General features: G+C 64.8%; 26 protein-coding genes and 1 tRNA gene. 10 read left to right on the forward strand and 17 right to left on the reverse strand.

Annotated features, from left to right (window positions below):
• The first annotated feature begins 76 nt into the window (after positions 1 to 76).
• Complete coding sequence (locus tag KF785_08195) at positions 77 to 607, forward strand: DinB family protein (protein ID MBX3146740.1); 531 nt, start codon at positions 77 to 79, stop codon at positions 605 to 607.
• A 131-nt stretch (positions 608 to 738) separates the two neighbouring features.
• On the opposite strand, the gene KF785_08200 is transcribed toward KF785_08195, so the two are convergent.
• The 4 genes from KF785_08200 to KF785_08215 all read right to left on the reverse strand — a co-directional run bounded on the left by KF785_08200 (position 739) and on the right by KF785_08215 (position 5,194).
• The gene (locus KF785_08200) at positions 739 to 1,968 is read right to left on the reverse strand and encodes an ABC transporter permease (GenBank protein ID MBX3146741.1); all 1,230 of its coding nucleotides are present in this window, start codon (positions 1,966 to 1,968) and stop codon (positions 739 to 741) included.
• Positions 1,969 to 1,971: 3 nt separating this feature from the next.
• Complete coding sequence (locus tag KF785_08205; protein ID MBX3146742.1) at positions 1,972 to 2,715, reverse strand: Stp1/IreP family PP2C-type Ser/Thr phosphatase; 744 nt, start codon at positions 2,713 to 2,715, stop codon at positions 1,972 to 1,974.
• A gap of 3 nt (positions 2,716 to 2,718) precedes the next feature.
• The gene (locus KF785_08210; GenBank protein ID MBX3146743.1) at positions 2,719 to 4,050 is read right to left on the reverse strand and encodes an FHA domain-containing protein; all 1,332 of its coding nucleotides are present in this window, start codon (positions 4,048 to 4,050) and stop codon (positions 2,719 to 2,721) included.
• A gap of 70 nt (positions 4,051 to 4,120) precedes the next feature.
• The gene (locus KF785_08215) at positions 4,121 to 5,194 is read right to left on the reverse strand and encodes a flippase-like domain-containing protein (protein ID MBX3146744.1); all 1,074 of its coding nucleotides are present in this window, start codon (positions 5,192 to 5,194) and stop codon (positions 4,121 to 4,123) included.
• 84 nt (positions 5,195 to 5,278) lie between these two features.
• Here KF785_08215 and uvrA point away from each other — a divergent pair, with 84 nt between their 5' ends.
• Positions 5,279 to 8,065: an excinuclease ABC subunit UvrA gene (gene uvrA / locus KF785_08220; protein ID MBX3146745.1), complete on the forward strand. Its 2,787-nt coding sequence runs from the start codon at positions 5,279 to 5,281 to the stop codon at positions 8,063 to 8,065.
• Between the two features lie 21 nt (positions 8,066 to 8,086).
• Here the strand turns inward: uvrA and KF785_08225 are convergent, their stop codons facing one another.
• Positions 8,087 to 9,487 carry an aspartate aminotransferase family protein gene (locus tag KF785_08225; protein ID MBX3146746.1) on the reverse strand — a complete coding sequence of 467 codons (1,401 nt, stop codon included), beginning with the start codon at positions 9,485 to 9,487 and terminating at the stop codon, positions 8,087 to 8,089.
• A gap of 120 nt (positions 9,488 to 9,607) precedes the next feature.
• On the reverse strand, positions 9,608 to 10,042 hold the full coding sequence (locus tag KF785_08230) for a response regulator (GenBank protein ID MBX3146747.1): 435 nt from the start codon (positions 10,040 to 10,042) through the stop codon (positions 9,608 to 9,610).
• On the opposite strand from KF785_08230, the gene KF785_08235 reads away from it, so the two are divergent.
• Entirely contained in the window at positions 10,036 to 10,713 is a 678-nt protein-coding gene (locus KF785_08235; protein ID MBX3146748.1) for a DNA-3-methyladenine glycosylase 2 family protein, read from the forward strand. The two genes, KF785_08230 and KF785_08235, sit on opposite strands and share 7 nt — an antisense overlap.
• Before the next feature lie 12 nt (positions 10,714 to 10,725).
• On the opposite strand, the gene KF785_08240 is transcribed toward KF785_08235, so the two are convergent.
• Positions 10,726 to 11,322 (reverse strand): SpoIIE family protein phosphatase, encoded by a 597-nt coding sequence (locus KF785_08240; protein ID MBX3146749.1) that lies wholly within the window; start codon positions 11,320 to 11,322, stop codon positions 10,726 to 10,728.
• 109 nt (positions 11,323 to 11,431) lie between these two features.
• On the opposite strand from KF785_08240, the gene KF785_08245 reads away from it, so the two are divergent.
• Positions 11,432 to 11,800 carry a response regulator gene (locus tag KF785_08245; protein ID MBX3146750.1) on the forward strand — a complete coding sequence of 123 codons (369 nt, stop codon included), beginning with the start codon at positions 11,432 to 11,434 and terminating at the stop codon, positions 11,798 to 11,800.
• 78 nt (positions 11,801 to 11,878) lie between these two features.
• Here the strand turns inward: KF785_08245 and KF785_08250 are convergent.
• Positions 11,879 to 11,951: transfer RNA gene (locus KF785_08250), tRNA-Asn, on the reverse strand.
• A 391-nt stretch (positions 11,952 to 12,342) separates the two neighbouring features.
• Between KF785_08250 and KF785_08255 the strand changes: the two genes are divergently transcribed.
• The 3 genes from KF785_08255 to KF785_08265 are packed head-to-tail and all read left to right on the forward strand — an operon-like array spanning position 12,343 to position 14,603.
• Positions 12,343 to 13,428, forward strand: a complete 1,086-nt coding sequence (locus KF785_08255) for an AAA family ATPase (GenBank protein ID MBX3146751.1) — start codon at positions 12,343 to 12,345, stop codon at positions 13,426 to 13,428.
• Complete coding sequence (moaC, locus tag KF785_08260) at positions 13,419 to 13,904, forward strand: cyclic pyranopterin monophosphate synthase MoaC (GenBank protein MBX3146752.1); 486 nt, start codon at positions 13,419 to 13,421, stop codon at positions 13,902 to 13,904. The genes KF785_08255 and moaC overlap by 10 nt, the downstream gene beginning before the upstream one ends.
• A 15-nt stretch (positions 13,905 to 13,919) precedes the next feature.
• Positions 13,920 to 14,603: a transglycosylase SLT domain-containing protein gene (locus KF785_08265; protein ID MBX3146753.1), complete on the forward strand. Its 684-nt coding sequence runs from the start codon at positions 13,920 to 13,922 to the stop codon at positions 14,601 to 14,603.
• Here the strand turns inward: KF785_08265 and KF785_08270 are convergent, their stop codons facing one another.
• The 7 genes from KF785_08270 to KF785_08300 all read right to left on the reverse strand — a co-directional run bounded on the left by KF785_08270 (position 14,604) and on the right by KF785_08300 (position 20,779).
• Complete coding sequence (locus KF785_08270; protein ID MBX3146754.1) at positions 14,604 to 16,289, reverse strand: LysM peptidoglycan-binding domain-containing protein; 1,686 nt, start codon at positions 16,287 to 16,289, stop codon at positions 14,604 to 14,606.
• Positions 16,290 to 16,432: 143 nt separating this feature from the next.
• The gene (locus tag KF785_08275) at positions 16,433 to 16,840 is read right to left on the reverse strand and encodes a hypothetical protein (GenBank protein ID MBX3146755.1); all 408 of its coding nucleotides are present in this window, start codon (positions 16,838 to 16,840) and stop codon (positions 16,433 to 16,435) included.
• Positions 16,841 to 17,098: a hypothetical protein gene (locus KF785_08280; protein ID MBX3146756.1), complete on the reverse strand. Its 258-nt coding sequence runs from the start codon at positions 17,096 to 17,098 to the stop codon at positions 16,841 to 16,843.
• 9 nt (positions 17,099 to 17,107) lie between these two features.
• Positions 17,108 to 17,353, reverse strand: coding sequence for a hypothetical protein (locus KF785_08285; protein MBX3146757.1), 246 nt, complete (start codon positions 17,351 to 17,353; stop codon positions 17,108 to 17,110).
• Positions 17,354 to 17,455: 102 nt separating this feature from the next.
• On the reverse strand, positions 17,456 to 18,313 hold the full coding sequence (ilvE, locus tag KF785_08290; GenBank protein MBX3146758.1) for a branched-chain-amino-acid transaminase: 858 nt from the start codon (positions 18,311 to 18,313) through the stop codon (positions 17,456 to 17,458).
• 71 nt (positions 18,314 to 18,384) lie between these two features.
• Complete coding sequence (locus KF785_08295; protein MBX3146759.1) at positions 18,385 to 18,672, reverse strand: hypothetical protein; 288 nt, start codon at positions 18,670 to 18,672, stop codon at positions 18,385 to 18,387.
• A gap of 187 nt (positions 18,673 to 18,859) precedes the next feature.
• Complete coding sequence (locus KF785_08300; GenBank protein ID MBX3146760.1) at positions 18,860 to 20,779, reverse strand: beta-lactamase family protein; 1,920 nt, start codon at positions 20,777 to 20,779, stop codon at positions 18,860 to 18,862.
• A gap of 179 nt (positions 20,780 to 20,958) precedes the next feature.
• Between KF785_08300 and KF785_08305 the strand changes: the two genes are divergently transcribed.
• The 3 genes from KF785_08305 to KF785_08315 all read left to right on the forward strand — a co-directional run bounded on the left by KF785_08305 (position 20,959) and on the right by KF785_08315 (position 23,240).
• Positions 20,959 to 21,996 carry an ATP-grasp domain-containing protein gene (locus KF785_08305; protein MBX3146761.1) on the forward strand — a complete coding sequence of 346 codons (1,038 nt, stop codon included), beginning with the start codon at positions 20,959 to 20,961 and terminating at the stop codon, positions 21,994 to 21,996.
• Positions 21,997 to 22,093: 97 nt separating this feature from the next.
• Complete coding sequence (locus KF785_08310) at positions 22,094 to 22,972, forward strand: putative zinc-binding metallopeptidase (GenBank protein MBX3146762.1); 879 nt, start codon at positions 22,094 to 22,096, stop codon at positions 22,970 to 22,972.
• A gap of 94 nt (positions 22,973 to 23,066) precedes the next feature.
• Positions 23,067 to 23,240 carry a hypothetical protein gene (locus KF785_08315; protein ID MBX3146763.1) on the forward strand — a complete coding sequence of 58 codons (174 nt, stop codon included), beginning with the start codon at positions 23,067 to 23,069 and terminating at the stop codon, positions 23,238 to 23,240.
• A 28-nt stretch (positions 23,241 to 23,268) separates the two neighbouring features.
• Here the strand turns inward: KF785_08315 and KF785_08320 are convergent, their stop codons facing one another.
• Positions 23,269 to 23,664 carry a hypothetical protein gene (locus KF785_08320; GenBank protein MBX3146764.1) on the reverse strand — a complete coding sequence of 132 codons (396 nt, stop codon included), beginning with the start codon at positions 23,662 to 23,664 and terminating at the stop codon, positions 23,269 to 23,271.
• 352 nt (positions 23,665 to 24,016) lie between these two features.
• Positions 24,017 to 24,895, reverse strand: a complete 879-nt coding sequence (locus KF785_08325; protein ID MBX3146765.1) for a DUF4249 domain-containing protein — start codon at positions 24,893 to 24,895, stop codon at positions 24,017 to 24,019.

The following is a 24,895-nucleotide window of genomic DNA, read 5'->3' on the forward strand; positions in this document are numbered from 1 at the left end:
CCGCGCCGTGAGCGGCGGAACTTCCGCTCGGTACCAGGCGAGGTACCTTATGGCATACCATCCCCGGGAGCGTTCCATGCGTCGCATTGCCACCGCCATGTTCGCCGCGGCCATCGCGGTAAGTGCACCGGGCGCTCGGGCTCAGGCTGTGCCTGAGGGCTTCGCGTCCGAGTTGCTCAGACAGTTCGACGGATCGATGCAGAAGTTCATCGCGCTGGCTGAAGCCATGCCAGCGTCGGCCTACGGCTGGAGCCCGGGTCCGGGCGTGATGACCGTTGCCCGGGTATACGGCCACGTCGTTCGTTACAACTACCTGTACCCTGCCACCTCGCTCGGCGTTCCCGCGCCGAGCAATCGGGACGCCGCAGCCACTGAGGACATCACGGACAAAGCCCAGCTGGTCGCGCTGCTGCGGGAATCCCGAGAACACGTTCAGCGCGCCATCCGAGGCCTGCCAGCAGACCTGGCCCAGCCGACGAGGCTCTACGGGCGGGAGGTGACCCAGGCAGCCGTGCTGCTGCAACTCGTTGCTCACATGAATGAACACCTGGGTCAGTCGATCGCCTACGCCAGATCGAACAACGTCGTGCCGCCGTGGTCTCGCTAGGGGGGAACCTCAGCCGGACGACAGCGGCAGAGCCCGCCCGGCGCGGGCACCTCGATGATCTAGTCCAGGGAGGCTCTGGCGGACGGAGACGGGTCAGGGTCGCCGGGCAGCGGGAGTAGCGACCGCCACGGTCACTCGTGGCGGATGGCCTCGATGGGGTCCAGGTTGGCTGCGCGCCGCGCGGGATAGAGGCCGAAGACGAGACCGATGACCATCGAAGCCCCGACGGCAAAGACAAGCGTCCCCGCACTCGTCGCTGCGTGTACCTCAACGCCCGCCATCCTGCGCATCAAGCTGGAACCGGCGTACGCAATGGTCAGCCCCAACGCGATTCCCAATCCGGCGCCCACTCCGGTTATGGTCACCGACTCGGCGAGAAACTGAAGCAGGATATCGCCCCGACGAGCTCCAGCCGCCTTGCGGATGCCGATCTCACGGGTCCGCTCAGCCACCGAAGCAAGCAACACGTTCATGATCCCAATGCCGCCGACGAGCAACGAGACCCCGGTGATGGTTCCCATCAGGACCTTGAACACCATGACACCGCGCTCGACCTGCGCCACCCGCGCCGCGTTGGTTTCGACTCGGACCGACGCCCGCCAGACCGGCCCCTGCTGATCACGCCATTGCTCGGCCACCCGCTGCGCAGGCAGGACGTCCTCGATCCGAGCGAGCCGCACCACCAGCGTATCCGGTCGCGGCCGTCCAACCGCGGTCATGACCCGCGCAGCCAGTCCCGGTGGCACGAGCACCTCGTGCAGCGAACCAACATCCTGGCCCGAACGGTGCACGCCAACGACTTCGAGGTCCGTCGCTTCGAGCCGGATCCGACGCCCCAGCGCCGAGCGACCATCCGCAACGAGCGCGCGCGCCAGGCTCTCGTTGATCGTGGCCACGAGCTGCTCGCTCCGCACCTCGTCCTCTGACAGCGCCCTGCCCTCCACCAGCGGCAGCATCGTCGGACCCGCGTGCCCGGTCACGAGAACACCGAGCGGACGCGCGAGCCCCTCGGCGGAGGCGACGCCCGAACCGCGCGCATACAGCGTGACTTCGGCGTCGGACGGCAAGCGTCCGATCAGCGAATCGCGATCGGCCATGGTGAAGACGGGATAGGAATCGAGCGGAACGGTGATGCCATCGACTCTGGTCGTCGTGGCCGCGGTGATCGAAAGGAACTGCAGACCGGTGGTCGAGCCAACTTCGCGGCGGCCGTACTGCTCGACCCCGTCGCCGATGGCCAGGACCGATACCAGCGCGGCAACACCCATGACAATGCCCAGGGTCGACAGCATGGTGCGCATCGGATTCGCGCGTAAGGCGTCGAACCCGGTCAGCAATGCGATGAGATCGCGCGATCGCACAGGTTAGGTCGTCGGGCCGACTTCGTCGATCCGAACGATGATGGCCGTGATGTTGTCGAGTCCGCCGCGCCGGTTGGCCTCGGCGATCAGCCGGTTGACGACCACCTCGGGTGGATCGCCGCCCTGGAGGAGTTTGGCCAGCTGCTCGTCCTCGAGCATGCCCGTGAGGCCGTCGGAGGCGAGCAGAATGATGTCATCCCGTTGCAGGGTCCCGAAGTACACGTCGGGCACCACATCCTCGTTGGCACCGACACAACGCGTGATCACGTTGCTGTACGGGTGGGTCCGAGCTTGCTCCGCAGTCAGCAGACCAGCGTCGACCTGTTCCTGCACATAACTGTGATCTTTGGTCAGCTGGATCAGGTGGCGACTGCGGAGGAGGTAGGCCCGGCTGTCTCCCACCTGACCGATCAGATAGCGGCTTCCCGAAAGCACCAGCACCGTGGTCGTCGTGCCCATGCCGCGCTTATCGGCTTCGGCCAGGGTACGCTCAAAGATCGACTGGTTGGCGGTGCGGATTGCCAGGCGAATCCGCTCGTAGGCATCGCCATCCGGAAGCCCGCGCAGATTGCCGATCTCGCGAGCGATGATCTCGACCGCCATCTCACTCGCGACCTCGCCGGCGGCATGCCCACCCATCCCGTCGGCCACGATGAATACACCGTGCTTGTAGTCGAGCAGAAAGCTGTCCTCATTACCACTTCGCACCACACCGACGTGGGTGTCGCCAGCACACGAGATCAACATGCGTTAGACGACGAAGGCGAGGAGCGCGAGGGACACGATCAGAACCGCGATCGCGACGTGCATCAGGAGATTCGGCCGGGCCGCAATCGGTGCGAGCAGGACCATTGCCCGCTCACCGGCCCGGCGGCGGCGCCGGTCGGCCTCAACCTCGGGAGAATCGACACTGGAGTCGACGTCGACGACGACGTGGTGCGGTCGCTGCCGCCCGCCGGGTGCCGCGAGTTGAGCCGGATAACTGCGGCCTGACGTACGACCAGACCCTTCTGCCGTGCGGCCCGCGGCGACAGGCTCAGGGCGCCGCACCGGTTCATCCTGCGGCTCGAATGAAACGACCACGCCGCCCAACAGCAGCGTCGATCCGGGCGAGAGTGGCGCGTCATCCTCAACGACGACCCCATCCACCCAGGTACCGTTGGCCGAGCCGAGGTCGCTGATCGACCAGACGCCATCCCGCAGCAGAAGCTTGGCGTGGGCCAAGCTGACCGTCGGATCGTTGAACCGCACCTCACAAACGTCGGCCCGACCGATCGTGACCGACGGCGACCAGACCGGGATCCGCCCACCCTTATTGAGACCGCTCTTGATCCGCAACGAGGCGAGCGGCCGAGCGGTCGGATTGGACAGGGGTACCGGCTGCGCTCGAACCGTTAAACCCACCAGCGTGTCGCGAAGGCGCAACTCAGCACCCAGGGCGGGCATGGACGCGGTGAACTCGCCGGGGTGGTACCTGAACTCGGAGGTTCCGATTCGCAGAACGTCGAGCGGCTGGAGCCGGTGCCGGCCGCTGATCCGCTCACCGTTGACAAAGGTGCCGCTCGACGACAGGTCAACCAGAATGTCGCCATCAGGGCGCGACACGATTTCGGCGTGACGGCGGGCAACGTTCGGCGCGTCGACCACGACCTGAGCGGAGGCATCCCACCCGAGCGTGAAGGGAACGACGGCAATCCGATACTCGCGGCCATCGGTCTGGCTGATCAGTCGCCCGGCCCCCTCGACAAGCGCGGGGTCCAGGCGCGTGGGAGCCTCATCCGGAGCCCACTCACTGTCATTCCGACTCGGGCCCAGAACGATCACCTCATGCTCTCCGATCCGGAGTCGGTCACCATGCAGCAAGGGCGTAGGCTCGGGACCCACTGCCGTGCCGTTGACCAGAACGAGCGCTCCCGACACCGCCGGGCGAATGGCCAGGTGGCCACCCGAGAGTCGGGATACGACGGCATGCCGAGGCAATACGGTCTCCCCTTCAAGACGGAGATCGGCCTGCGCAACGGAACCGATTGAACACTCACCGGCGGCGACGGAGACCCGCTGCCCGCCGTACTCGAGCTGCATGCGCCGTGTTTCCTGTTCGAGCGTCGTGGGCCACAAACGTAGGCCGAGCCTCGCGGCTTAGCAAGCAATTTCAGCCGGTCGGGCTGGGGTCCTGCTCGATTCCCCGAAGCCCCTGACGGACCCATCGGGAGAACACGATGGAGCCGAAAACAATGGTATAACCGCTCACGACCAGGCGCCAAAGGAGCACGTACAGCGGCGCCAGCGGTCGCGGCACATAAATCGACATCACCGCCGTCGACAGGAGCTCTCCGATCCCAGAACCGCCCGGTGTCGGTGCGAAGAAATAGAGAACGAAGGTGATGAACGTCTGGAGCAGCAGAACGTCGACGAACTGCGCCTCGACACCAATGGCCCGGAGCGCGACATAGCCAGCCAGGAGCTTGTTGGCATGTGACGGCCCCGAAAGCACAGTCGCAACGGCCAGGGCCATCCACCCGCGCGGGGAATTGAAGCGCTCCACCGCCTCATGCGTCTGATCGATACCGCGTTCCAGGGCCTCGAGCCGATGGCCCACCCACTTGCTGCGGCGGCCGAGCAGGAGTGCCAGCTTGCGAACGACGTCTCGAATGGCCTTCGGAAAGAGGATAATGACGAGGAAGAGGACGCCAAGTGCGCAGAATATCGCCAGGCTGCCGATGAACAGGTCGTACAGCGAAATCCCCAACGCCACGCCATGGCTACCAAGCGACTTCCCGGCCCCGAAGGCAATCGCAATCGGCCCGGCAATCGCAAAGAACGCGACGGTGGCGATAAAGCTCATGAACGTGATGGTGAAGCCGACCGGAACCGGCACACCATAACGCTTCATGGTGTAGACCATCATCGGACCAGCCCCCGACATGACCGGCGTCAGGTATCCCGCCCAGGCACTCATCCCGCCGGAAAGCACCATCCCCTTCATCGAGGGGTTGGGCATGATGTTGCGGGCCAAGACGTAGTTGCGCAGTCCTCCGCCGAACCAGTCCATCGATGCCAGCCCCACCCCAACCAGGAGCCATTCGAGCCGAATCTGCGGAATGGCCTCGAGGAAAGCCGAGGTCCCTTTGCTGTACCAGAGTACCGCCCCGAAACTGATGAGCGATATCAGGAGGAATAGTTCGAGCCCGCGAAGCAGGACCTTGGGGGTAAGGAGTTTGGCCATGGATTCCTGGTCAAGTTAATGGGGCCCGAGGGGGTAAACGAGCCAATCCGGCTGCAAGATCCGACTCGGCGTTATTTTGCCCCGGTGCCGGAACCGTTCCTTCGCGTCGTCAACGCCCGCCAACACAACCTGAAAGGCGTCACGGTCGAGCTTCCCCATCGAAAGCTGATCGTGATTACGGGCCCATCCGGGTCGGGCAAGAGCTCACTGGCCTTCGACACGATCTACGCCGAGGGTCAGCGCCGATATATCGAGTCCCTCTCGACCTATGCGAAGCAATTCCTCGAGCGGATGCCCAAGCCCCTGGTCGACCGGATCGAGGGTATCGCGCCGGCCATTGCCATCGAGCAGCGCAACCCGACGGTCTCGAGCCGCTCGACGGTTGGGACCGCAACGGAGGTCTATGACTACCTCCGCTTGCTTTGGGCCCGGGTCGGGGTCCAGTACTGTCGAGTCTGCGGCGCCCGGGTGGTCCGGGACAGTCCGGCCACGGCCGCCGATGGGGCCCGGGGCTTGGGCCAGACGCCGATTCAGATCGCTTTCCCGCTTCCCGACTCGGCCCGACAGTCTCATGCCGCAATTGCCGACAACCTACGAGCGATGGGGTTCGTCAGGATTCAACTCGGCGGGGTCGCGACCCATCTCGACGACCTGCCGACTGGTGCGGACCTGAGCACCGCCCCGGATCTGCTGATCGTCGTCGATCGCCTGACGGACCCGACCTCGGCCGGTCCGCGACTCGAGGAGGCAATTGCGCAGGCCATGGCCGAGGGTGACGGCGTCGCCGTGGTGCTGCACTCGGAGGGCCGACTTCGATTCACCGAGCACCCGGCCTGCTCGACCTGCGACACACCGGCGTTTACGCTGAGCCCGGGCCTGTTCTCGTTCAACAACCCGCGCGGCGCCTGCGCCGGTTGCAACGGGTTCGGCGCGGTCCTCGAGTACGACGAGTCCCTGATCGTGCCCGACCCGAAACGCTCACTACTGAACGGCGCGATCGACCCCTGGACCAAACCCCGCTACGAGAGCCGCCGGCGGCTGCTCTACGATACGGCCCGAAAGCTGGGCGCCGACCCTTCGGCCCCGTGGGATAGCCTCAAAGCCACGGTCAAGCGCGAACTTCTCTATGGCAGGCAGGGCCGCTTCCTGGGCGTATTCCCGTTCCTGACCAGCCTCGAGGAAAAGCGCTACAAGCAGTACGTCCGCGTGTTTCTCAGGCGGTACCAGTTGGCGAAGGAATGCCCGGCATGCCATGGGTCCCGGCTCAATGAGCAAGCACTGGCGGTGCGGATCGGCAGCAACACGATTGCGGAGGTCGGGTCGTTGGCGCTAACCGAGATGCGAGACTGGCTCGCGCGGTTGGAGTTGAACGAGACCCAGCGTCGGATTGCGCAGGACGTCCTGACGGAACTGGTCGCCCGGGTGGAGTATCTGACTCAGGTCGGGCTCGGCTACCTCACCCTCGATCGGCAGACCCGAACATTGTCCGGCGGTGAGGCCCAGCGAATCTCTCTTGCCAACGCGCTGGGCGCCCGGCTGGTCGATTCGCTCTACGTGCTCGACGAGCCGTCGATCGGCCTTCATCCGCGCGACACCGATCGCCTGCTCGGCATTCTCGAACGGCTCCGCGATGCGGGCAACACCGTCGTCGTGGTCGAACACGATCTCGAGGCGATTCGTCGGGCCGACCATATGGTGGAACTCGGTCCCGCATCGGGAGAACGCGGCGGCCGCCTGGTCTATGCAGGCCCGCCGACCGCGTCGACCGAAACCGTGACCGGCCAGTACCTCACCGGAACCAAGCGAATCGGCGTGCCCAGCGGCCGTCGCCCGCTGGGTGCACGCAGGCTGCGCATAACCGGCGCCCGGCTCCACAATCTGGCCAGCGTCGACGTCGAGATCCCGTTGGGCACTCTCGTCGCGGTCACCGGCGTTTCCGGCTCTGGCAAGAGCACCCTGGTCCACGACGTCATCTACCGGCAGCTCGAATCCCAGCTGACCGGCGAGTCGTCAGTCAAGGCCCACCTGGGCGAGGTTGCCGGCGCCATCGACACGATGTCGGGGCACGAATGGATTCAGTCGGTCGTCATGATCGACCAGTCGCCCATCGGCAGGACACCTCGTTCGAATCCGATTACCTACGTCAAGGGATTCGACGAGATCCGTGAGTTGTTTGCCGACCAGCCCCTGTCGCGGTCTCGGCGATACACGCCCGCGACGTTCTCCTTCAATACCGCCGGTGGTCGCTGCGAACAATGTGACGGCGCCGGTCAGGTCATGGTGGAGATGGTCTTTCTGGCCGACGTCTTCGTGCCGTGCGAAGCATGCGGCGGGACCCGTTTCAAGCGCGAGGTGCTCGACGTCAAGGTGCGCGGCCACTCGATTCACGATGTGCTGCAATGGACGGTCGACGAGGCCATCGGGCGGTTTCGGCATCAGCCGAAGCTGGGCGCCGCGCTTTGGCAGGTGCAACAGGTGGGACTCGGCTACCTGCGCCTGGGTCAGGCCGCCACCACCCTGTCGGGCGGCGAGGCCCAACGGCTCAAGATTGCCCGTGAACTGATTCAGGCCAGCAAGCGGTCCGGTCGCAAGCTGTACCTGCTCGACGAGCCGACGACCGGTCTGCACCTCGACGACGTTCGCCAGCTCATCACGGTGCTCGACCGCCTGGTCGATGCCGGCAACACCGTGCTGGTCATCGAGCACCACCTCGACGTCGTCAAGCGGGCCGATTGGGTCATCGACCTGGGACCCGACGCTGGCCCCGCAGGTGGTCGAATCGTCGTCCAGGGCCCGCCCGAACTTGTCGCCGCCACCCCAGGGTCGGAAACTGGCCGATTCCTGAAGCCGCTGCTGGCGTCGGCGCCCTGACGCCAGCCGCGCACCGCACGATCAGGCCGGGCTCAGGCCCTCGATCGAACTGAGGACCCGGTCCCAGACGCGTCGGACGATCGCTTCGTCGGTCGAGAGATGACCAAGCGCGAGCCGGAGGGTATACTGCCCGTCCAGCACGGTGTGGGTCAGGAAGAGATCGCCATCGGCGTTGATCCGTTCGAGCAGCCGGCGATTGGCGTCATTGACTTCCTCCTGTGCCAGCCGACCGTCGACTGGCCGCCACCGGAAGCAGACCAGCCCGACCGGCGCCGGCGCCGCCAGTTCGACCTCCGGGTGCGCCTCCACCCAGCCGGCAAAGAGCAACCCCAGCCGCACGTGCTCGCGAATCATGGCGCGGAGTCCCTCGACCCCGTAGCTCCGGATCACGAACCAGAGCTTGAGGGCGCGGAACCGCCGGCCAAGCGGAATGCCCCAGTCGCGATAGTTGACGACCTCGGCGTCATGCTTGGTCTTGAGATACTCGGGCGAGGTGCCCATCGAGCGTACCAGAGCCGCCGGATCCCGAACGAAGTAGGCCGAGAAGTCATGGTTGACCAGCAGCCACTTGTGGGGATTGACGACCAGGCTGTCGGCGTGTTCCACACCATCGAGCACCCAGCGCAGCTCCGGCGCCACGGCGGCCGAGCCGGCAAAGGCCGCGTCGACGTGAAGCCAGGCGCCTTCGCGCTGCGCAATCGGCGCAATCTCCGAAATCGAATCGAAGCCCGTCGTCGAGGTGGTGCCCCGCGTCGCGATGATGACCGACGGCACCAGCCCCGCAGCACGATCGGCCCGAATGGCGGCGTCGAGGGCATCGATCCGCATGGCAAAGTTCTCATCGACGGGAACGGCGCGAATCAGCTCGGGACGATAGCCTGCAAGCCGCGCACCCTTGGCAACCGACGAGTGCGCCTCACGCGAGGTGTACACCGTGGCGCGATCGAGTTCGTTGCGATGCCGATCGCGAGCGGTGATCAGCGCCACCAGCGTGGAGCTCGAGGCATAGTCCTGAATCACGCCGGTGAATCGGTCGGACAAGCCGAGCATCTGCCGCAACCAGTCCATCACGACCTGCTCGACTTCGGTGCCCGCCGGGGACGTCTGCCACGACATGCATTGCGCACCGATCGCGGCCATCATCATCTCCGCCAGAATCGAGGGCGGGCTGTGATTCGACGGGAAGTAGCCGAAGAACCCGGGATGACCCCAATGGGTCGTGCCCGGAAGCACGATCCCGTCGACGTCCTCACGAATCCGCGCGAAGGGCTCCGGAGCCTCCGGAGGAGTCGACGGCAACGCTCGCCTGACGGTACCGGGTTCGACCAGCGGAACGACGCGGCGGTCGTCGACCGTCGCGAGATAGTCCGCCATCCAATCCGCGAGGCGGTGCGCCTCGAGCCGGAACTGCTCCAAGTCCATGGGTCTGCCTGAGCTGAGACGTTCGGGCGTGTCCGCTACCGGATCGGGACGGTCCGGCGGGACGGAGTTGCGGCCCCCGCAGATCCCGCCCCAACGGGTGGGATCTGTGGCGGCCTCAATCTATTCGTTTGATCGCTGCGCGGTATGTTTCAGAACCCGGGCGAGCCGTCGCTCGATGGCCGGTAACTCGAAGGGCTTGCGGAGATAGTCGACCACGCCGAGGTCGATCATCCGCATCACCGTGGCACGCTCGACCGTGGCCGTGATCGCCATCACGGGCAGTTGCGCGAAGGCGGGGTCCGCTCGAAGTTCCGCGAGGACTTGAACTCCATCCGTGGCGGGCATCGAAATGTCGAGGAGCAGCAGGTCGGGTGCCTCCTGCCGACACGCTTCGAGGGCCTGCGCACCGTCGGCCGCTTCCCGGACCACGGCACGGAAACGCCGCTCCAACACCCGGCGGACCAGCAGCCGCGCAGTTGGATCGTCGTCGGCAATCAGAACTCGCGGCCCAGCTTGGGCAACTCCAGATCTTACCGGTTGAACCGACAATGACACCCTCGGCGTTTCCTGTCCTTGCTCGACTGTGGCGCGACGACCCGGGCCCGATCGTCGACCGGGACGTTGCGCTCCGAAACCTCAGCGATCGCGACCCGGAACTGGGACGCATCATCGCGCGGGTTGGTCCGCTGAACCTCGCCCCGCCGGCCATCAGAACCCCGCACCACTATCTCCAACGCGCCATCGTGTACCAGCAGCTATCGGGCCGCGCTGCGGAAACGATCTACGGTCGCTTCGCTGGCCTCTACCCCGGTGGCCGCCTGCCCTCTCCCTCGAGGATTCTGGCCACGCAGGAAGCGGTTCTCCGATCTGCCGGGCTCTCGTCGGCCAAAGCGCGGGCCATCATCGATCTGGCAAAGCACACGAAGTCGGGCACCGTGCCGAGCAGGCGGGTATTGGCGCGACTCGACCCTGAGGCCGTCATCGAACGACTGACCCGGGTCCGCGGCGTCGGGCGGTGGACGGTCGAGATGCTGCTGATCTTCTACCTGGGCCACCCCGATATCCTGCCCACCAGCGACCTCGGGATCCGCAAGGGATTCAGCCGAAGCTTCGGCGTCAAACGGCTGGCCAGTGAGCGGACCGTGGCCCGCCGGGCCGAGCGGTGGCGGCCCTGGCGCTCGATTGCCTGCTGGTACCTGTGGCGGTCGCTCGATCTCGAGCTGTAGCGGCCAGCCCCGTCACCGCGCCCGAGCCAAGATGACCGAGGCGTCTTCCGGCAAGCGTCCGAGGCCGCCTGCAATTCGCTCGATCATCGATTCGAGCGGGCTGTGCCGGTGGCGCCAAAGGGCTGCCAGTTCCCAGACGTCCACGACGCCATCGGCAGCCAGGGCCAAGGCCCCACCTCGCGGCCACGGCAGGGTCCTGACCGTCGGCACTTTGGGAAGCCCGAGACCGACCGTACCAGGCTCGCTGGTCAGGACGGCCGGGACGTCGCCCGCGACGAAGCCGTAGACGCTGCCGATACCCGCAAACTGAAGTTCGCCGCGGTCCGGGTCGATGCGGACGATTCCCAGCGAAACGCCGCCCCCGCCGCCGAGGGCCCGGTGGGCCGGCTCGAAGACCGAGGCCGGATGGTTGTCCGCCTGCCGACGGACCACCCCTTCGACCACCCGAACAGCGGCCTCCGCCTCGGCGCTGCGCCCCGTAGCGTCGATCAAGGCGAGAATGACGTCGTCGCCGCGGTCGATCACGACCGCCGCGTCACCCGAATGCGCCGTACCGGCCAGGGGTACGCAGCGCGTCAGGCTCTCGATCCTCGTCAGAGCGGATATCATGGCTCAACTATCGGCCGGACCTGACGATAGCTCAAATCTGGGGATGCGTGACTCGCATCTCGACACTATGTTTCGAGACTTGTTCAACAGGGAAGGCCCGGACATCCTGATGCGGATCCTGCTTGTCGATGACGATGATATGAGCCGCCGGACCATTGACCAGATGCTGACTCGAGCCGGTCACGAGGTCACCAGCACTGGCAGTGGCTCCGAAGCGCTGACGCTGTTTCGGGAAAGCAGCGTGGACCTGATCGTTACAGACCTGATCATGCCGGACACGGATGGCCTGGAACTGATCCAGGAACTCCGTAAGCTCGACCCGAAGGTCCGAATTCTGGCCATTTCCGGGGGCGGGCGCGTCAACGCCAATGAGTACCTCACGGTCGCGCGTAAGTTCGGCGCCGCCGGCATTCTGGCCAAGCCGTTTTCCAATCAGGAGTTCAAGGACGCCATCAACGCCTTGATGAGCGCCAAGTAGCGGAGGGGCTCGAGACGCGAAACGCCCCGGTTGCATCGAACGATGCGACCGGGGCGTTGCCTTAAAGACTTTCAAGTACTCCCGAGACAGGACTCGAACCTGTGACCCGCTGATTAACAGTCAGCTGCTCTACCAACTGAGCTACTCGGGATCGTGCGCTTGCGCGCGACGCATAAAGTACCCGGGGCCCTCCCGACGAGCAACCACCCGGGCGGACCCCGCCAAGTTGGCCCCTGATCGATTCCGATCCAGTCGGTTTTCACCGTATCTGCAGGATCATGCATTTGCCCGAGCCTCGGACCTGACACCTGGCAAGAACTTCCGACCCGGTCAAAACCCAACAGGACAAAGACTTACTGGCACCCCCCACGACCGGGGGTCGAATAGTGAACAGTAGCTGCCGTTGAGACGCGGGACCAGGCTGCAATGATCGGCACGATTCGAGTCCTCGACCCTGGTGCTTAAAATCATGATTTGAAACAACTTACACGGTCGCAGACCCCTTCTTTCCCGCTGCCGGTCCGGTTAACTTTTCACCCCGTATGAGCGACCCGTTCATCATCGGACACGAGCAGGCGCGGACCAACCTGGCCGCGGCGCACCAAGCCGGCCGGCTGCCGCAAGTCCTCCTGGTTACCGGAGAGCGCGGGGTTGGTAAGCAGACCTTGGGGCGCTGGCTCGCTGCGCTGACGTTATGCGAGAATGCCGGCGCCCCGTGTGGCACCTGCCGGGGCTGCCGGCTGGTTGCCGGGCTCAGTCATCCGGATTTCCACTGGTTCGTCCCGATACCGCGCCCCAAGGCATCAGATCCCGACAAGCAGGTCGAGGAGGTCCGCGAAACGCTGGGCGAAGTCATGGCGGGCCGCCGGGAAAACTCCGCCTATCTGCCCCCAGACGGTCTGGCGATGCACGGGGTTGCCTCGGCACGCCTGATTCTCCGAACGGGAACCCTGACCACGGTCCACGGCGGGCGCCGGGTCATTCTGATCGGTGGAGCCGAGCGCCTGGTTCCCCAGGAAGCCAATCAGGAGGCGGCCAACGCGCTGCTCAAGTTCCTGGAAGAGCCGACCGCCCAGACGATCGTGGTCCTGACCACGACCGATCCCTCGCGGGTCCTGCCGACGATTCGCTCGAGAGCGGTTCCGATTCGGCTCGGGCGACTCACGCCGGACCAGGTCGAGGCCGGGCTGACCCGCCTGGCGCCCACCCTCTCAGCGGCGGAGCGCCGCCAGCGGGCCGCCCACGCCGACGGATCGATCGGGCGCGCCCTGGCGGTCGAGGGCGGAGCAGCGATCAACGACGAGGTCGAGCAGCTGCTCACCGCCACGCGCGACGGTGGCAGCGCCCGCTTCGAGCGGGTGCTCAAGCAAGGACCTTGGGCGGCCCGGGGCGATTTCAGCCTGCTGCTCGACGGCCTGACCCAGGTGTTGAGCAATGCCGCCCGGGCAACCGCGGGAGGCCCCGCCGAGCCGGTTCCGGCCATGCTCAGGGACGTCCGAGTACCGGGTCGTTTCCTCCGGGCCCTCGACCGAATCGAGGCAGTGCGGGAAGCCGCGCGAGTCAACGTCAACCCGCAGTTGCTCCTGGCCACCCTCACTGCGGAGCTATCGGACGCGCTATGGGCTTGAGCCATATCGACGCCGAGGGACGCGCCAACATGGTCGACGTCTCCGCGAAAACGCCGACCGAGCGGACCGCCACTGCCGAAGGATGGGTCAGGATGTCGGCTGTCGGGTTCGACCAGGTCCGGACCAACAGTCTTGCCAAAGGCGACGTGCTCGGCACCGCGCGGCTGGCGGGGATTGCGGGAGCCAAGCGCACGGCAGACCTGATTCCGCTGTGTCACCAGCTCCCTCTCGATAAGGTCAGCGTCGAAATCGTGTTAGATGAGGCCCTTCCAGGCGTCCATATAACGGCGACCGCGAAGGTCACGGCCCGAACCGGGGTGGAAATGGAAGCCCTGACCGCGGTTTCAGTCGCCGCTCTGACAGTGTACGACATGGTAAAGGCAGTCGATCGGGCCATGGAGATCGGTCCGATCCGCCTGGTTGCCAAACAGGGGGGGCGCAGCGGGGTCTACCACCGCGACGCCACGCCCGAATAGACGAAGGAGACACCAATGCAGCGGATACGACGGACAGCAGGCCTGATTCTACAGCGCGGCACCCTGCTCCTGGCAAGCGGGTTGCTCCTGGGGGTCGGCATGAGCGTGTCGGAGCGGTTGACGGCGGCGCGGGACGTCCCGCCGGCCCCGCCGGCCGATGTCGATCACGAGCTGTCCCGACTCAGCAGGCTGGTCGAGGAACTGGAGGGAAAGTTGTCGGTCACTGATCTCAAGCTCGATCGGCTGACGCGGGTGGCGCAGTACTCGACGGCATACCGCATTCCTGCGAACTTGGCGGGGCAGATCTATGATGCCGCGGTCGCGGAAGGGCTGCATCCCTCCCTCGGCTTCCAGCTGGTCAAGGTCGAAAGCAGCTTCCGCTCAAATGCACAGTCGTCCATGCAGGCACTCGGGCTGACCCAGGTCCGTCTCGCCACCGCCCAGGAAGTCGACCCGACGATCACCCGGCGGGACCTGCTCGTTCCGGAGACCAATCTGCGGATCGGCTTCCGGGTCCTGCGCCGGTTGCTGGCCAAGTACGATCACGATCTGGAAATGGCGCTGCGGGCGTATAACCTGGGACCGACGGGTGCGATGATGTCGTTCGAGGATACCACCTCCAACGCCCGCGTTGCCGTCTACGCGGATAAGGTCATGCGCGGCGTGCGGGGAGCTCCCGTCACGCCGCGCCGACCCTGATCACTTCGGAATGGTCAGGCGCTGTCCCGCCCGGAGTGCGGAGGCCGACGACAGCTGGTTGGCCGCCATCAGTTGCTGCACCGACACCCCGTAGCGCCGCGAAATGGCCGACAGGGTGTCGCCGCGACGAACGAGGTACACCGTGGGGGTTGCCGCCGCGGTCCTCGCGGGCGCCTGCGCAGCAGTTGCGCGCCCCGATTCCGAACCGCTGACCCGGATCCGCTGACCCACCCGAATCACACTGCTGGCCCGAATCCCGTTGAGACGCTGGATCTGGCTGAGCGACATCCCGTACCGCCGCGCAATTCCGCCCAACGTTTCGCCCTGACGAACGACATGGACTCCAGCTGAGGCCGGTTCGGCCCCGCGCAGGCGCGCGATGCCGGGAATCCTGAGCACCGTGCCCCGCTTGAGCGGGCCGCTGGCAATCTCGGGATTGTAGCGGGTCAGCTCGGCGGTCGTCATACCATAGCGACGTCCGATGGCGCGAAGGGTTTCGTTGGGGCGCACGGTGTGTGCGATGGTCGGCAGGCGTTCGGCGCTCGGCAGCGCAGCAAGCGCTTCACTGGCCGCCACGCCGGCCCCAACCGGCACTCGAACCCACCAGGTGGACGATCCGGGCGGCGTCACCCCGCGCAGGTAGTGTGGATTGAGGCCGGTAATGACGCTGGCCTCGGCCCCGCTGGCCGTCGCCACGACCTCGAGGCTGGTCGGCTCACTGACCGCGACCGAGTCGTAGGCGTACGGCTCGACCTTCGGAATCGGGTCGAAACCGTACTTCTCCGGCTGCTTCGCGATCATCGCGGCCGCAATCAGCTTCGGAACGTAGTCCTTGGTTTCCTGATGCAGGTAATTCGACTCACGGAGGTGGAAGAAGCGATCGTCGCCCGTGGTGTCGGCAGCGAGTTCGCCGGCGAAGTCGGCCGGGTTGAAGTACTCCACATCGGCACCCGCACCGAGCATCCGCAGGCCGCGAGACACCCGGCCTCCGCCACCATTGTACGCCGCCGCCGCGAGGTAGTGGGATCCGGAGAACCGACGGGTCAGGTCAGCGAGATACCGGGTGGCCGCCAGGGTGGCTTTCACCGGGTCTCGCCGCTCGTCGACCCAGCCATCGACCCGCAGCCCGTACTCCCGAGCGGTCGGCCGCATGAACTGCCACATTCCGACTGCGTAGGAGCGGCTCACGGCGGTGTTCGAATACCCCGACTCGATCAGGGCGAGATACAGCAGGTCTCGCGGCAGCGAATGCGCAGCGAGCGCGTTATGGATCATCGGCTCGTAGACGGGCAGCCGTTCGAGCCAGACCGCCATCCGTTCGCGGGCGCGGGTCTGGAAGAAATCGAGGTAGAACTGGACCCGAGAATGTTCGGCGTACCGGGCCACATTGATGTCGAAGAGAGCACTCAGGCTGACTTCAGCCTCGGTCTCGGCTGCAGACACGTCGTGCAGCTCATCGAGCATCGCCATGTCCTTCTCGTCCTGCACCGAGTCGGCTGCGAGCCTGCGCAACAATCCGGTGTCCGAGGCAGCACCCTTGGCACCAAGCTCAGCAGCCTGGGCGCCGGGCGCCTGATCGGCCGCCACGGGTGCCGGACGGAGCACCGGGTTTCCACCATTGGGAGCAACGGAGGCACACCCCGCCCCTCCTCCGACCACGAATACGACAGCGAGCCAGCGCTTCATATCACCTCGCCCACGGTGATTGGAAATCGACCGTTGATTCAGAGTCCAGGTTGCAAGTTAACCGTGTGAGCGGGTCCAGTGAGACCCAATCAGAAGTTTGATGCCCGAACCGGGCAAACCGTTGCAATGTATGAAATTGGCCACTAATGCCTCAACTCGCTCGACGAACCGATCAGGCGGTTCGTGGCATTCAGGACCGCAAGGGCCGCGCCGCGAGGGGAGTCCTCCTGAACCAGGGCCGACCCGACGACCCGCGGGCCGTCCATCCGTCCCTGCGTGGCAAGCGATGCGATCACCACGGTCGCATCGAACGCCCTGACGGCCTTGACCCCAACGAGTTCGAAGACGGCCTCCGGCATTGCCCGGGAGATCGCCGCCAGGCACGCCTGGGCGGCACAGCGCATTTCCCCGGCGGGTGAGGACAGGCCCGCGGCCTCGCCTACGAAGGGCGTGCTGGTCGGCCACGACAGCACCACGCGGGCGCGGCACAACCCGGTTGCGTCCCGGTCGAGAACGAACTCCGCAAACTTGAGACGGCCGCGGCCCTCCACTCAGGCGGCCCCGGAATCGAGATTGACCTCGAGCTGCGGACCGAGCTCGTCGAGCGGCAAAGCCACGTCGACCGAGAGGTGCGGACGCCCGGCATCGTCGAGCTCGATGGCCACGACCAGGATTCGACCGTCGTCCAGCTCGACTTTGAGCTGACGAAGATCGGACCGCATCACACAATCACCGATGGTCTCGCCCTTGAGTGCCTGGAGCGTTCCAGCCACCCGGCGGAGATCCTGGAGCGGAATCTGCTGCAACATGATACTCGCCTATCGCCGCGCCAGATACTCAGTGAGCACTTCCTGCAGCTCCCGATTTGAGAGCTTCTCGGCCTGAGCGTAGATGGTCGCCTTGGAAGTCGACTGCATGGGGACGGGCGCCCAGAACCGCTTGGGAACCGGACCGGAGGATCGGAACGAGAGGACCAGGCCCCACTGCTCCGAGTTGGCCCGGCGCTCCGCAGCCATCGAGATGTTCCAGGTTTCGTCGCCTACCTCGAGCACGCGCCAGGGCACGGGACGGCCTCCAAGAATAACCCGTGAATAATGAAGCCAGCCGCGTCGAGCGGCAATCCCGCAGTCCGCCCGGATATCGCCGGGCGGACCGCGGACCTGGCGCTACTCTCCGCGCACCAGGGCGCGATAACGCCGCATGATCTCCTGCGTTACCGGTCCGGGCCTGCCGGTGCCGATGGTGCGGCCGTCATAGAGCCGAACCGGGGCAACCTCGGCTCCCGTCCCGCAGAGAAAGATCTCATCGGCGGTGTAGAGGTCATACCGGTTGAGCATGGCTTCGCGCGCGTCATATCCGGCGGCTGCGGCCACCTCAAAAATGACCTGGCGCGTCACGCCAAGCAGAATTCCGGCGTGCGGCGGCGGGGTCTTGAGCACACCGTCCTTGACCATCCAGACGTTCATGCCCGACCCCTCGCAGACGTGACCTGCCGAGTCGAGCATGATGGCGTCGTCGGCACCGGCGACGTTGGCCTCGTGCTTGGCGAAGACATGCGGGAGATAGTTGAGCGACTTGATCCGAGGCGACAACGCCTCGCGCTGCGGAATCGGGGTCCCGGCCGTGACCAACGCCAGGCCGTTCTCGTACCGATCGGACGGCCACATCTTGATACCGTCGACGATAATGATCACCGTCGGCGAGGTGCACTTCTTGGGATCGATGCCGAGATCGCCGTCACCACGAGTGACGATAGGACGGATATAGGCTTCGGAAATGCCAAGCTTCGCGACACCCTCCTCGATCAGCCGCGCCATCTCTTCGCGCGGCATCGGGATGGTCATCGCAATCGCCTGTGCTGAATCGTACAGGCGATCGACATGTTCTTTGTTGCGAAACACCTTGCCGTTGTAGGCGCGGATGCCCTCAAATACCCCATCACCGTACAGCAGACCGTGATCGAACACGGATACTTTGGCGGCGCTGCGATCGACCCAGGCGCCGTTCATCCAGATAATGGCCATCAGACCGTCTCGTCTCGAGTTACCGTTTCACATTCGTTAGCGGACCCGGACAACTTAACCCTGCGAGTTACTCACTGCAGAGCGGCGGGCCATTCTCGCGTCAGGTGTTCGCGTCGGATGATCAGATGGTGCCGGTTCAGCCAGTTGAGGGCCCGGTCGCGCGTGGTCATCCCGGTCTCGACCGGATCGAACGGGAAACCGTAATAGGTGATTCCATCGAGCTCATAGCACCAGACCGCCCCGTCCAACCTGTGATCCGGCTGCTGCGGCCGCGCTTCCGGATCGTCCGCAGCGATGGCCCGCCACTCGATTGACTTATTGCACCAGCGAACCGTGTGCCGACCGACCGTTTTCGCCACAACGACGCTCCTTTCTTGAGCCACGAGCGTTCTACCCGGGCATCCAGAGCCCCCAGGGACCATGGGGCGGGTCGGCATTCGATGCCGACCCTCGGCGCTGTTCCAGCAATCAGAGTGCCAGATAATCAGACAGTCAAAAAATCAGACAGCAAATTGCCATTTTTACCTGTATGACCGGCTCAACTGACTAGATTTTCCACCCCAGCAAGTTGAAGGTCGAGAGGGACCAAAAGAACAGCAGTGCCAGTACAACTACGGCGCTGTGCCTGACTCGCGCCATCACCGTTCCGGCGCCCTCCCGCCATTGCCCGATAGCCACCCACCCTGCCAGGAGCGTCAGGACTGCGCCAAGAACTGGCAGGACCAGAGCCACCTTGAGGCTGGTTGGCGTCTCCTGGAAGATCGCCTCGGCACCTTTGGCGAAGATCGATACCAGCACCAGGACAAACACGATCTGACTCAGGGCAATCAGCACGGTCAGGCGCCGCCCCCGGCCAATCAGGTCGGGAACCGGCTGGCGTCCCGGGTTCCCACGATTCGCGAAGCGAACCAGCGCGATGATCAGGATCAGGACGAAGACGACGAGCCCGGCAATCAACACGTTCCGGTGGAAGGCGATGCCACCCAACCCCTCGTAACGTTCGATGGCCATCATCGGCCCGGCACCCATGAAGCCGTGGGTGATGACCCCACGATCATTCTCCCGGAAAGCGAAGAGACCACCGGACACCATGTCACGAAACAAGAGTGAATCGACAGGCACCAGCCGCGCACCGATGCTCGGCAGATACAGCGATCCGTCCTCATCGGCCTGAATCACCACCGGACTCGCCAGGTCGAAGACTGCCATGTAGGTGGAGTAGTTGCGGCGGTTCATCAGATACTCACCGGCGTAGCGCTTGGCGCCCGTCTTGGCCCCCTCGCTGAGCACCGGGAACGGCGTGGTGTCGGGATAGAAGCGATCGAGCACGGTCTGCAGAAACGGAGCAAAACTGACCGCGCCACCTGTGCTCGTGTTGGTCGACATGAAGATGCCGACGTTGTCCTCGAGGATCAGCGCCAGGTCCGAATGAAACCACTGGGTGTCGCCACCGTGACCAATGATGCGAACGCCGTGGCTCGACTTCTCATAGAAGCCGTGGGCAAAGCCAGGAATCCTCGGGTCATGCCCCTGCAAACGGCTGTACATCAACGCGGCCGTGGCCGGCGAAAAGATCGTGGCCGAGCCGGACGTGCCATTGCCGAGGTAGGCAATCATCAGTTTGGCCATATCGTTGGCCGAAGCGGAGATCGAACCGGCGGGCGCTGCACCTGTGACGATCTCGAAAGGTCGCGGCTCGTACCGGTGCGCCTTCCACTCGTAGCCTTCCGACATGTAGGGCACCAGGTTGGCTGGCAGCGGCTGCCGTCCGGTGGTGTGCGCCATGCCCAGCGGCTGGAAGATGTGCTGTTCGATGTAGTCATCCCAGCTCAGACCAGAAACCCGCTCCACGATGTAGCCGGCCAGCGCGGTCCCCCAGTTCGAATAGGCAGAAAAGGCACCCGGCGGCCTGACGCGCGCCGGCATATGACTGGGCAGCCATTCGCTCATCGGCCGAATGGCGGTGGAGTCCGTAGTGAAGAGCCCGCGCGGATCTTCTTCGAGCCCTGGCGTATGCGCCAGGATATGCCGCAGCGTGATTGGCTCGGCGAAGGTGTCCGGAATCTTGAAGTCGAGGTACTCGTTGACGTCCCTGTCGAGATCGAGTTTGCCCTGCTCGACGAGCTGCATCACGGCCGTCCAGGTCACCAGCTTGGTGACCGAACCGATTCGGAACATCGTGGTGGCCGGATCGACGGGGGTCCGCTTGGCTATGTCCGCGTAGCCATAGCCCCGGGAAAAGAACAGCGCCCCATCCTTGACGACCGACACGGTCACGCCCGCGATATTCTTCTCGCGCATGTAGACCCGCACCACACCGTCCAGGTAGGTCTCCAACTCTGCCACACTGTGAATCCCGCGCGGTGGGGCCGACGCCGCAACGGGAACCGACTGTCCTGCCGCTCCGGTCTGGCCAGCCACCAGCAGAGCCATCACCGCCAACACGAAACCTGCGAGAGCCGGCACCTGGTGCCTCCCGGGGAGAACGGTTCGCTGCTTTGTATACAATTATTGGAAATCATACGTTGCATCCTGCCGGCAGGTTTCGCAAGCCTGGCGGTCACCGCTGGCCGGGCGAGCAGGTAGCGTAGTACTTTGGGATCCGTCCTCCTTCACTTCCCCAAGACGCCGGAGCAACCCCGACGGTGCGAATCGCCGTAGTCTTCGACACCCCCTATACCGGGTGGACGGCCGAACGACATCGCAAGCAGATGCAGGACGAAATGGCCGGTACCGTCGACGTGCCTGACGTGGAGGTCGAGTATCAGGTGACGGCGGCGCTGGAGGCCAACGGCCACGAGACGCTGATGATCGGGGTTTACGACGATCTGCGTGTCGTCCTGGACGCATGCCTCGAGTGGAAGCCCGACCTCGTGGTCAATTGTGCCGAGGCGTTTCGCGATCCGCGGAACGACTATGTCTTCCCTGCGCTGCTCGATTCGATCGGGGTCCGCTATACCGGCTCGCCAGCACAGGGGCTCCTGGTCTCGCGAGACAAGGCGATGAGCAAGAAGGTGCTCGCCTACCACGGCATCAGGGTGCCGGGCTTCACCACGTTTCGCCTGGGAGAAACGGTGAGCGAAGCCCCGACCATGCCCTTTCCGCTGATCGTCAAGCCGCTCTCGTCGGATGCGTCGGTTGGGATTGCGCAGGCTTCCGTGGTCAACGACGTGGCCAGCCTGGCCGAGCGGGTGGGGTTTGTTCATCAGCGCTACCAGCAGCCGGCCATCGTCGAGGAGTTCGTGGCGGGTCGCGAGTTGTACGCCGGGGTGCTCGGCAACGGCCCAGGTCTCCAGGTGCTGCCGCTCACCGAGCTCGTGTTCGACAAGGAAATGAACGCGCCCGAAGAACGGATTGCGACGTCGTCCACCAAATGGGACGAGCCGTACCGACTCCGGCGGCGGATCCGTTATCAGTTTGCCAGGCCGGTGTCGGCAGCTGCGCGAGAGCAGATCGAATGGATTTGCCGCACCGCCTGCCGCGCATTGTGGCTCTGCGACTATGCCCGAATCGACGTTCGGCTCACCGACAACGACGAAGTCTGGGTGCTCGAGGCCAACGCGAACCCGTATATCTCGGAAGGGCACGAGTTTGCCAACTCCGCGGAGAAGATCGGCCTCGACTACCATCAGTTGATCGAGCGGATCGTCACCGACGCCATGGCCCGGTACGCCAATGCCTAGGGTGCCGCCGGACGATCCGCGCTGTCGGTGCGGCTACCCGCTCAAGCGGTACTGGTGGTATTGCCCCGACTGCGGCCGATCGCAGCGCTGGCCGGAGATGAGCGAAATCACCGGCAAGCGCTGCCCCGAGTGCAGCTGGGCCGTTTCGCCCAAGTTCTCCTATTGCCCTTGGTGCGCATCCGACATCGCGGAATCCCGATCGTCGCCGGAACCGCTCAAAGCCCCGGCCGGCTTTCGCATGGACGCCCGCTGCGATGGGGGGTGCGGCGGCGGGGTGCAGTACCCGATGGCCTACTGCCCTTGGTGCGCCGCGGAACAGGAGTGGAACGAGGACAGCAAGTTCGAAGGCGACTGCGCCCACTGCGCGCGGGGGGTGGACGACTGGATGGATCACTGCCCTTGGTGCGGTGAGGATGCCACGGGCCGAGATCTGATTCCGCGCGCGCTGCTCCGGGTTCGCCGCCTGCTCAAAGTGTCCCGGGTACCGAGCTGGGGCTATCGGGTGCTGCTCCGACCCGGAGTGTCAGGGGTCGATCCGGCCTATCCCAAGATCGTCGAGATCGAGCAGAAGTATGTCTCGGGCCGTCGGCGTGACGAGATACCCTGGACGATGCTGGTGGGCCTGATCAGCCATGAGCTGGGCCACAGTTTCCTCTATCACCATTGGCATTGGACCCAGTCCGCCGCGTTTCGGCGCGTCTTTGGCGAGGCCAAGAAGGCCTATCGCGTCAACGACGATGCCTGGGTCGATTTTCAGCGGCGGCGGGTCGCCATCAATCCCGTCGATCACGTCAGCGGCTATGCCGCCCGGCACCCGCAGGAAGACTTCGCCGAGACGTTCCGGTACTATGTCACTCGGGGCGGCCGCCTGCGGGAGCTGTTTGCCGAACTGGGCCAGAAGCGCAAAGGGGTCCCGGTCTACGAGAAGTTCCTGGTGCTGCAGTCCTTGATCCGATCGGTCAACGCCTCGCGCTGAGGGGGGCTGCCGGCCCAGGCCCTTTCTCGCCGGGTGGCACCCCGTTACCATCCGGGGCGGAAGCTGCTGTCCAACGCGGAAACCGGGAGGTCATGTGGGCAAGAAGGAAGACGCGATGATCGCGAAGCTGGTCAAAAAGGCCAACGCGAAAGTCGCTCCGCCGAAAGATCGTTCGTCGCAATACGATGACACGCTTCGGGTCCGGCAGAACGACGAAAATTCCGAGACGAAGCAACTGTTCAAAGAGATGCGGCGCCGCGAGTTCTGACGGCGCCGTTGTCGTTTGTCGGACTGAATCAGGGCTCGGTGTTACGCTGCAGGTGCAGCCAGGCCTTCGCTTCGCGATAGGCGTCCTTCCCGAACCGGCTGTCCGAAAAGTACTTACTCCGACCGCGATAGCGGGCCTGCCATCCGCAGGTCGTCGCAGAGTCGAGCCGAACCACGCATCCTCCCGCCGCCTTGCTCGTTGGCCCGTGAAACGGCGCCGCAACCCGGTCGACATGAGAATAGGTCAAGCCGCGTAACGCGTCGCGGAGTGTCTTATAAGAAACACGATTCGCCCGGGCCATGCGCGCAATGGGATAGTAACCCATCCCGTGCGCGGCACGTCGGATTTCCATCACGAAATCTTCGGACAGGCGAGCGGAGCCGTGTCGACTGCCGCGCTTCGGTGGCACAGTTATCGTTGGCATCGAGGCAGATCAGTTTCCAGGTACGACATGACGGTGACGTGCAACCCCTGTATCTCGTGAGGACGATCGAGCAACGAACCGCCAACACGCGCGGATCGACCGCAATGAAGAACGACCGTTGCCGAAACCACGAGGCTCGAGAACACCGGAACGACAGGACGAGTGAATCAGCACGGCAGAGGCCCCGTCTCGGCAAAGCAAATGCGAATACACAATTGTATACGAACTTCGGGGATACTAAGGGTCTCTCGGGCTGTTGTCCATCGGCCAGTTGCAACAAAACTGCTTCGATACGGGCGACGAGTGAGGAGTCGCCGCGAGGTCACCCCGTTTCATGTAGCAAACGCGACGATTACCTGATCGGAGGCGGAACCACCGCCGAGGCGCCAAACGACTCTGCCGCGAGGAAGTACCCGAGGGGGACGCGACTCGGCGTGGTCAGATTCACGACATTACCTCGGACCGAGACCGGCGGGGCAGCGAAAGGATTGCCGCCTCCGGTCATTTGCTCGAGCAGCACGAAGTAGTAACGATATGCATCCTCAGAGAGGGCAACCTGTCGGATCTGGACGTGTTGACCCGGCAGAAGGACCTCTTCGTCGAATGGCGTGTAACCAACTATTCGCCCCCCGTCGTAGAAGCGGTCGGCGCTGAGAATCCGGAATCGCGTTCCGGGGTCGATCTGAGCACGGCGACGACCATCGACGCTCAGTTCCCAAAAGTAGAAGTTGTTGACGCCCGGCGGGTCGGCGTAATCGATCGTCGCGCGATACCCGGCTTCGCTTCCGAGCGAGGCTTCCTGATAGACGAAGTAGAGCTCCTCGATCGGGGCGACCGGCAAGAGGGTCGAGGTGGCGCGATAGCGATCGCCTTGATAGTCGATCAGCAGCGTGTACCGACGACCCACCACCGGTGTGAAGCTCCCATGCAGGTACTCGCCGCTGCCCCGTTGACGCTCCGTGAAGAGATAGCTCTCGCCAGGCTGGCCTTCGACTCTGACCACAGCGCCGGTGGCTGCGGGAGTGGCGCCGACTCCGGTGACCGCATCGGTCGTGGTCAGCACGATCCGCTGCTCGCCGGGGTTGCCCCAGTTGCGGAGCTCGATCCGGGCATCGACGACCAGACGACGCGGCCCTTCCGGCAAGTCGAGCTCGACCACGCGCGTGCATCCCGGCAGCGCCAGGAGTGCGAGGAGCGCGAGCAACCGGAACGGCGAATCGAGACGCGGCAT

The organism is Gemmatimonadales bacterium, assembly GCA_019637315.1.
In the GTDB taxonomy this organism is placed as follows: Bacteria; Gemmatimonadota; Gemmatimonadetes; order Gemmatimonadales; family GWC2-71-9; genus SHZU01.

Coding starts and splice junctions, on each gene's coding strand:
- KF785_08255 (MBX3146751.1), top strand. CDS start 12,343: ATGAGCGACCCGTTCATCATCGGACACGAGCAGGCGCGGACCAACCTG.
- KF785_08265 (MBX3146753.1), top strand. CDS start 13,920: ATGCAGCGGATACGACGGACAGCAGGCCTGATTCTACAGCGCGGCACC.
- KF785_08310 (MBX3146762.1), top strand. CDS start 22,094: ATGAGCGAAATCACCGGCAAGCGCTGCCCCGAGTGCAGCTGGGCCGTT.
- moaC (MBX3146752.1), top strand. CDS start 13,419: ATGGGCTTGAGCCATATCGACGCCGAGGGACGCGCCAACATGGTCGAC.
- KF785_08210 (MBX3146743.1), bottom strand. CDS start 4,050: ATGCAGCTCGAGTACGGCGGGCAGCGGGTCTCCGTCGCCGCCGGTGAG.
- ilvE (MBX3146758.1), bottom strand. CDS start 18,313: ATGGCCATTATCTGGATGAACGGCGCCTGGGTCGATCGCAGCGCCGCC.
- KF785_08205 (MBX3146742.1), bottom strand. CDS start 2,715: ATGTTGATCTCGTGTGCTGGCGACACCCACGTCGGTGTGGTGCGAAGT.
- KF785_08245 (MBX3146750.1), top strand. CDS start 11,432: ATGCGGATCCTGCTTGTCGATGACGATGATATGAGCCGCCGGACCATT.
- KF785_08225 (MBX3146746.1), bottom strand. CDS start 9,487: ATGGACTTGGAGCAGTTCCGGCTCGAGGCGCACCGCCTCGCGGATTGG.
- KF785_08325 (MBX3146765.1), bottom strand. CDS start 24,895: ATGCCGCGTCTCGATTCGCCGTTCCGGTTGCTCGCGCTCCTCGCACTC.
- KF785_08280 (MBX3146756.1), bottom strand. CDS start 17,098: ATGTTGCAGCAGATTCCGCTCCAGGATCTCCGCCGGGTGGCTGGAACG.
- KF785_08240 (MBX3146749.1), bottom strand. CDS start 11,322: ATGATATCCGCTCTGACGAGGATCGAGAGCCTGACGCGCTGCGTACCC.
- KF785_08270 (MBX3146754.1), bottom strand. CDS start 16,289: ATGAAGCGCTGGCTCGCTGTCGTATTCGTGGTCGGAGGAGGGGCGGGG.
- KF785_08195 (MBX3146740.1), top strand. CDS start 77: ATGCGTCGCATTGCCACCGCCATGTTCGCCGCGGCCATCGCGGTAAGT.
- KF785_08235 (MBX3146748.1), top strand. CDS start 10,036: ATGACACCCTCGGCGTTTCCTGTCCTTGCTCGACTGTGGCGCGACGAC.
- KF785_08215 (MBX3146744.1), bottom strand. CDS start 5,194: ATGGCCAAACTCCTTACCCCCAAGGTCCTGCTTCGCGGGCTCGAACTA.
- KF785_08320 (MBX3146764.1), bottom strand. CDS start 23,664: ATGCCAACGATAACTGTGCCACCGAAGCGCGGCAGTCGACACGGCTCC.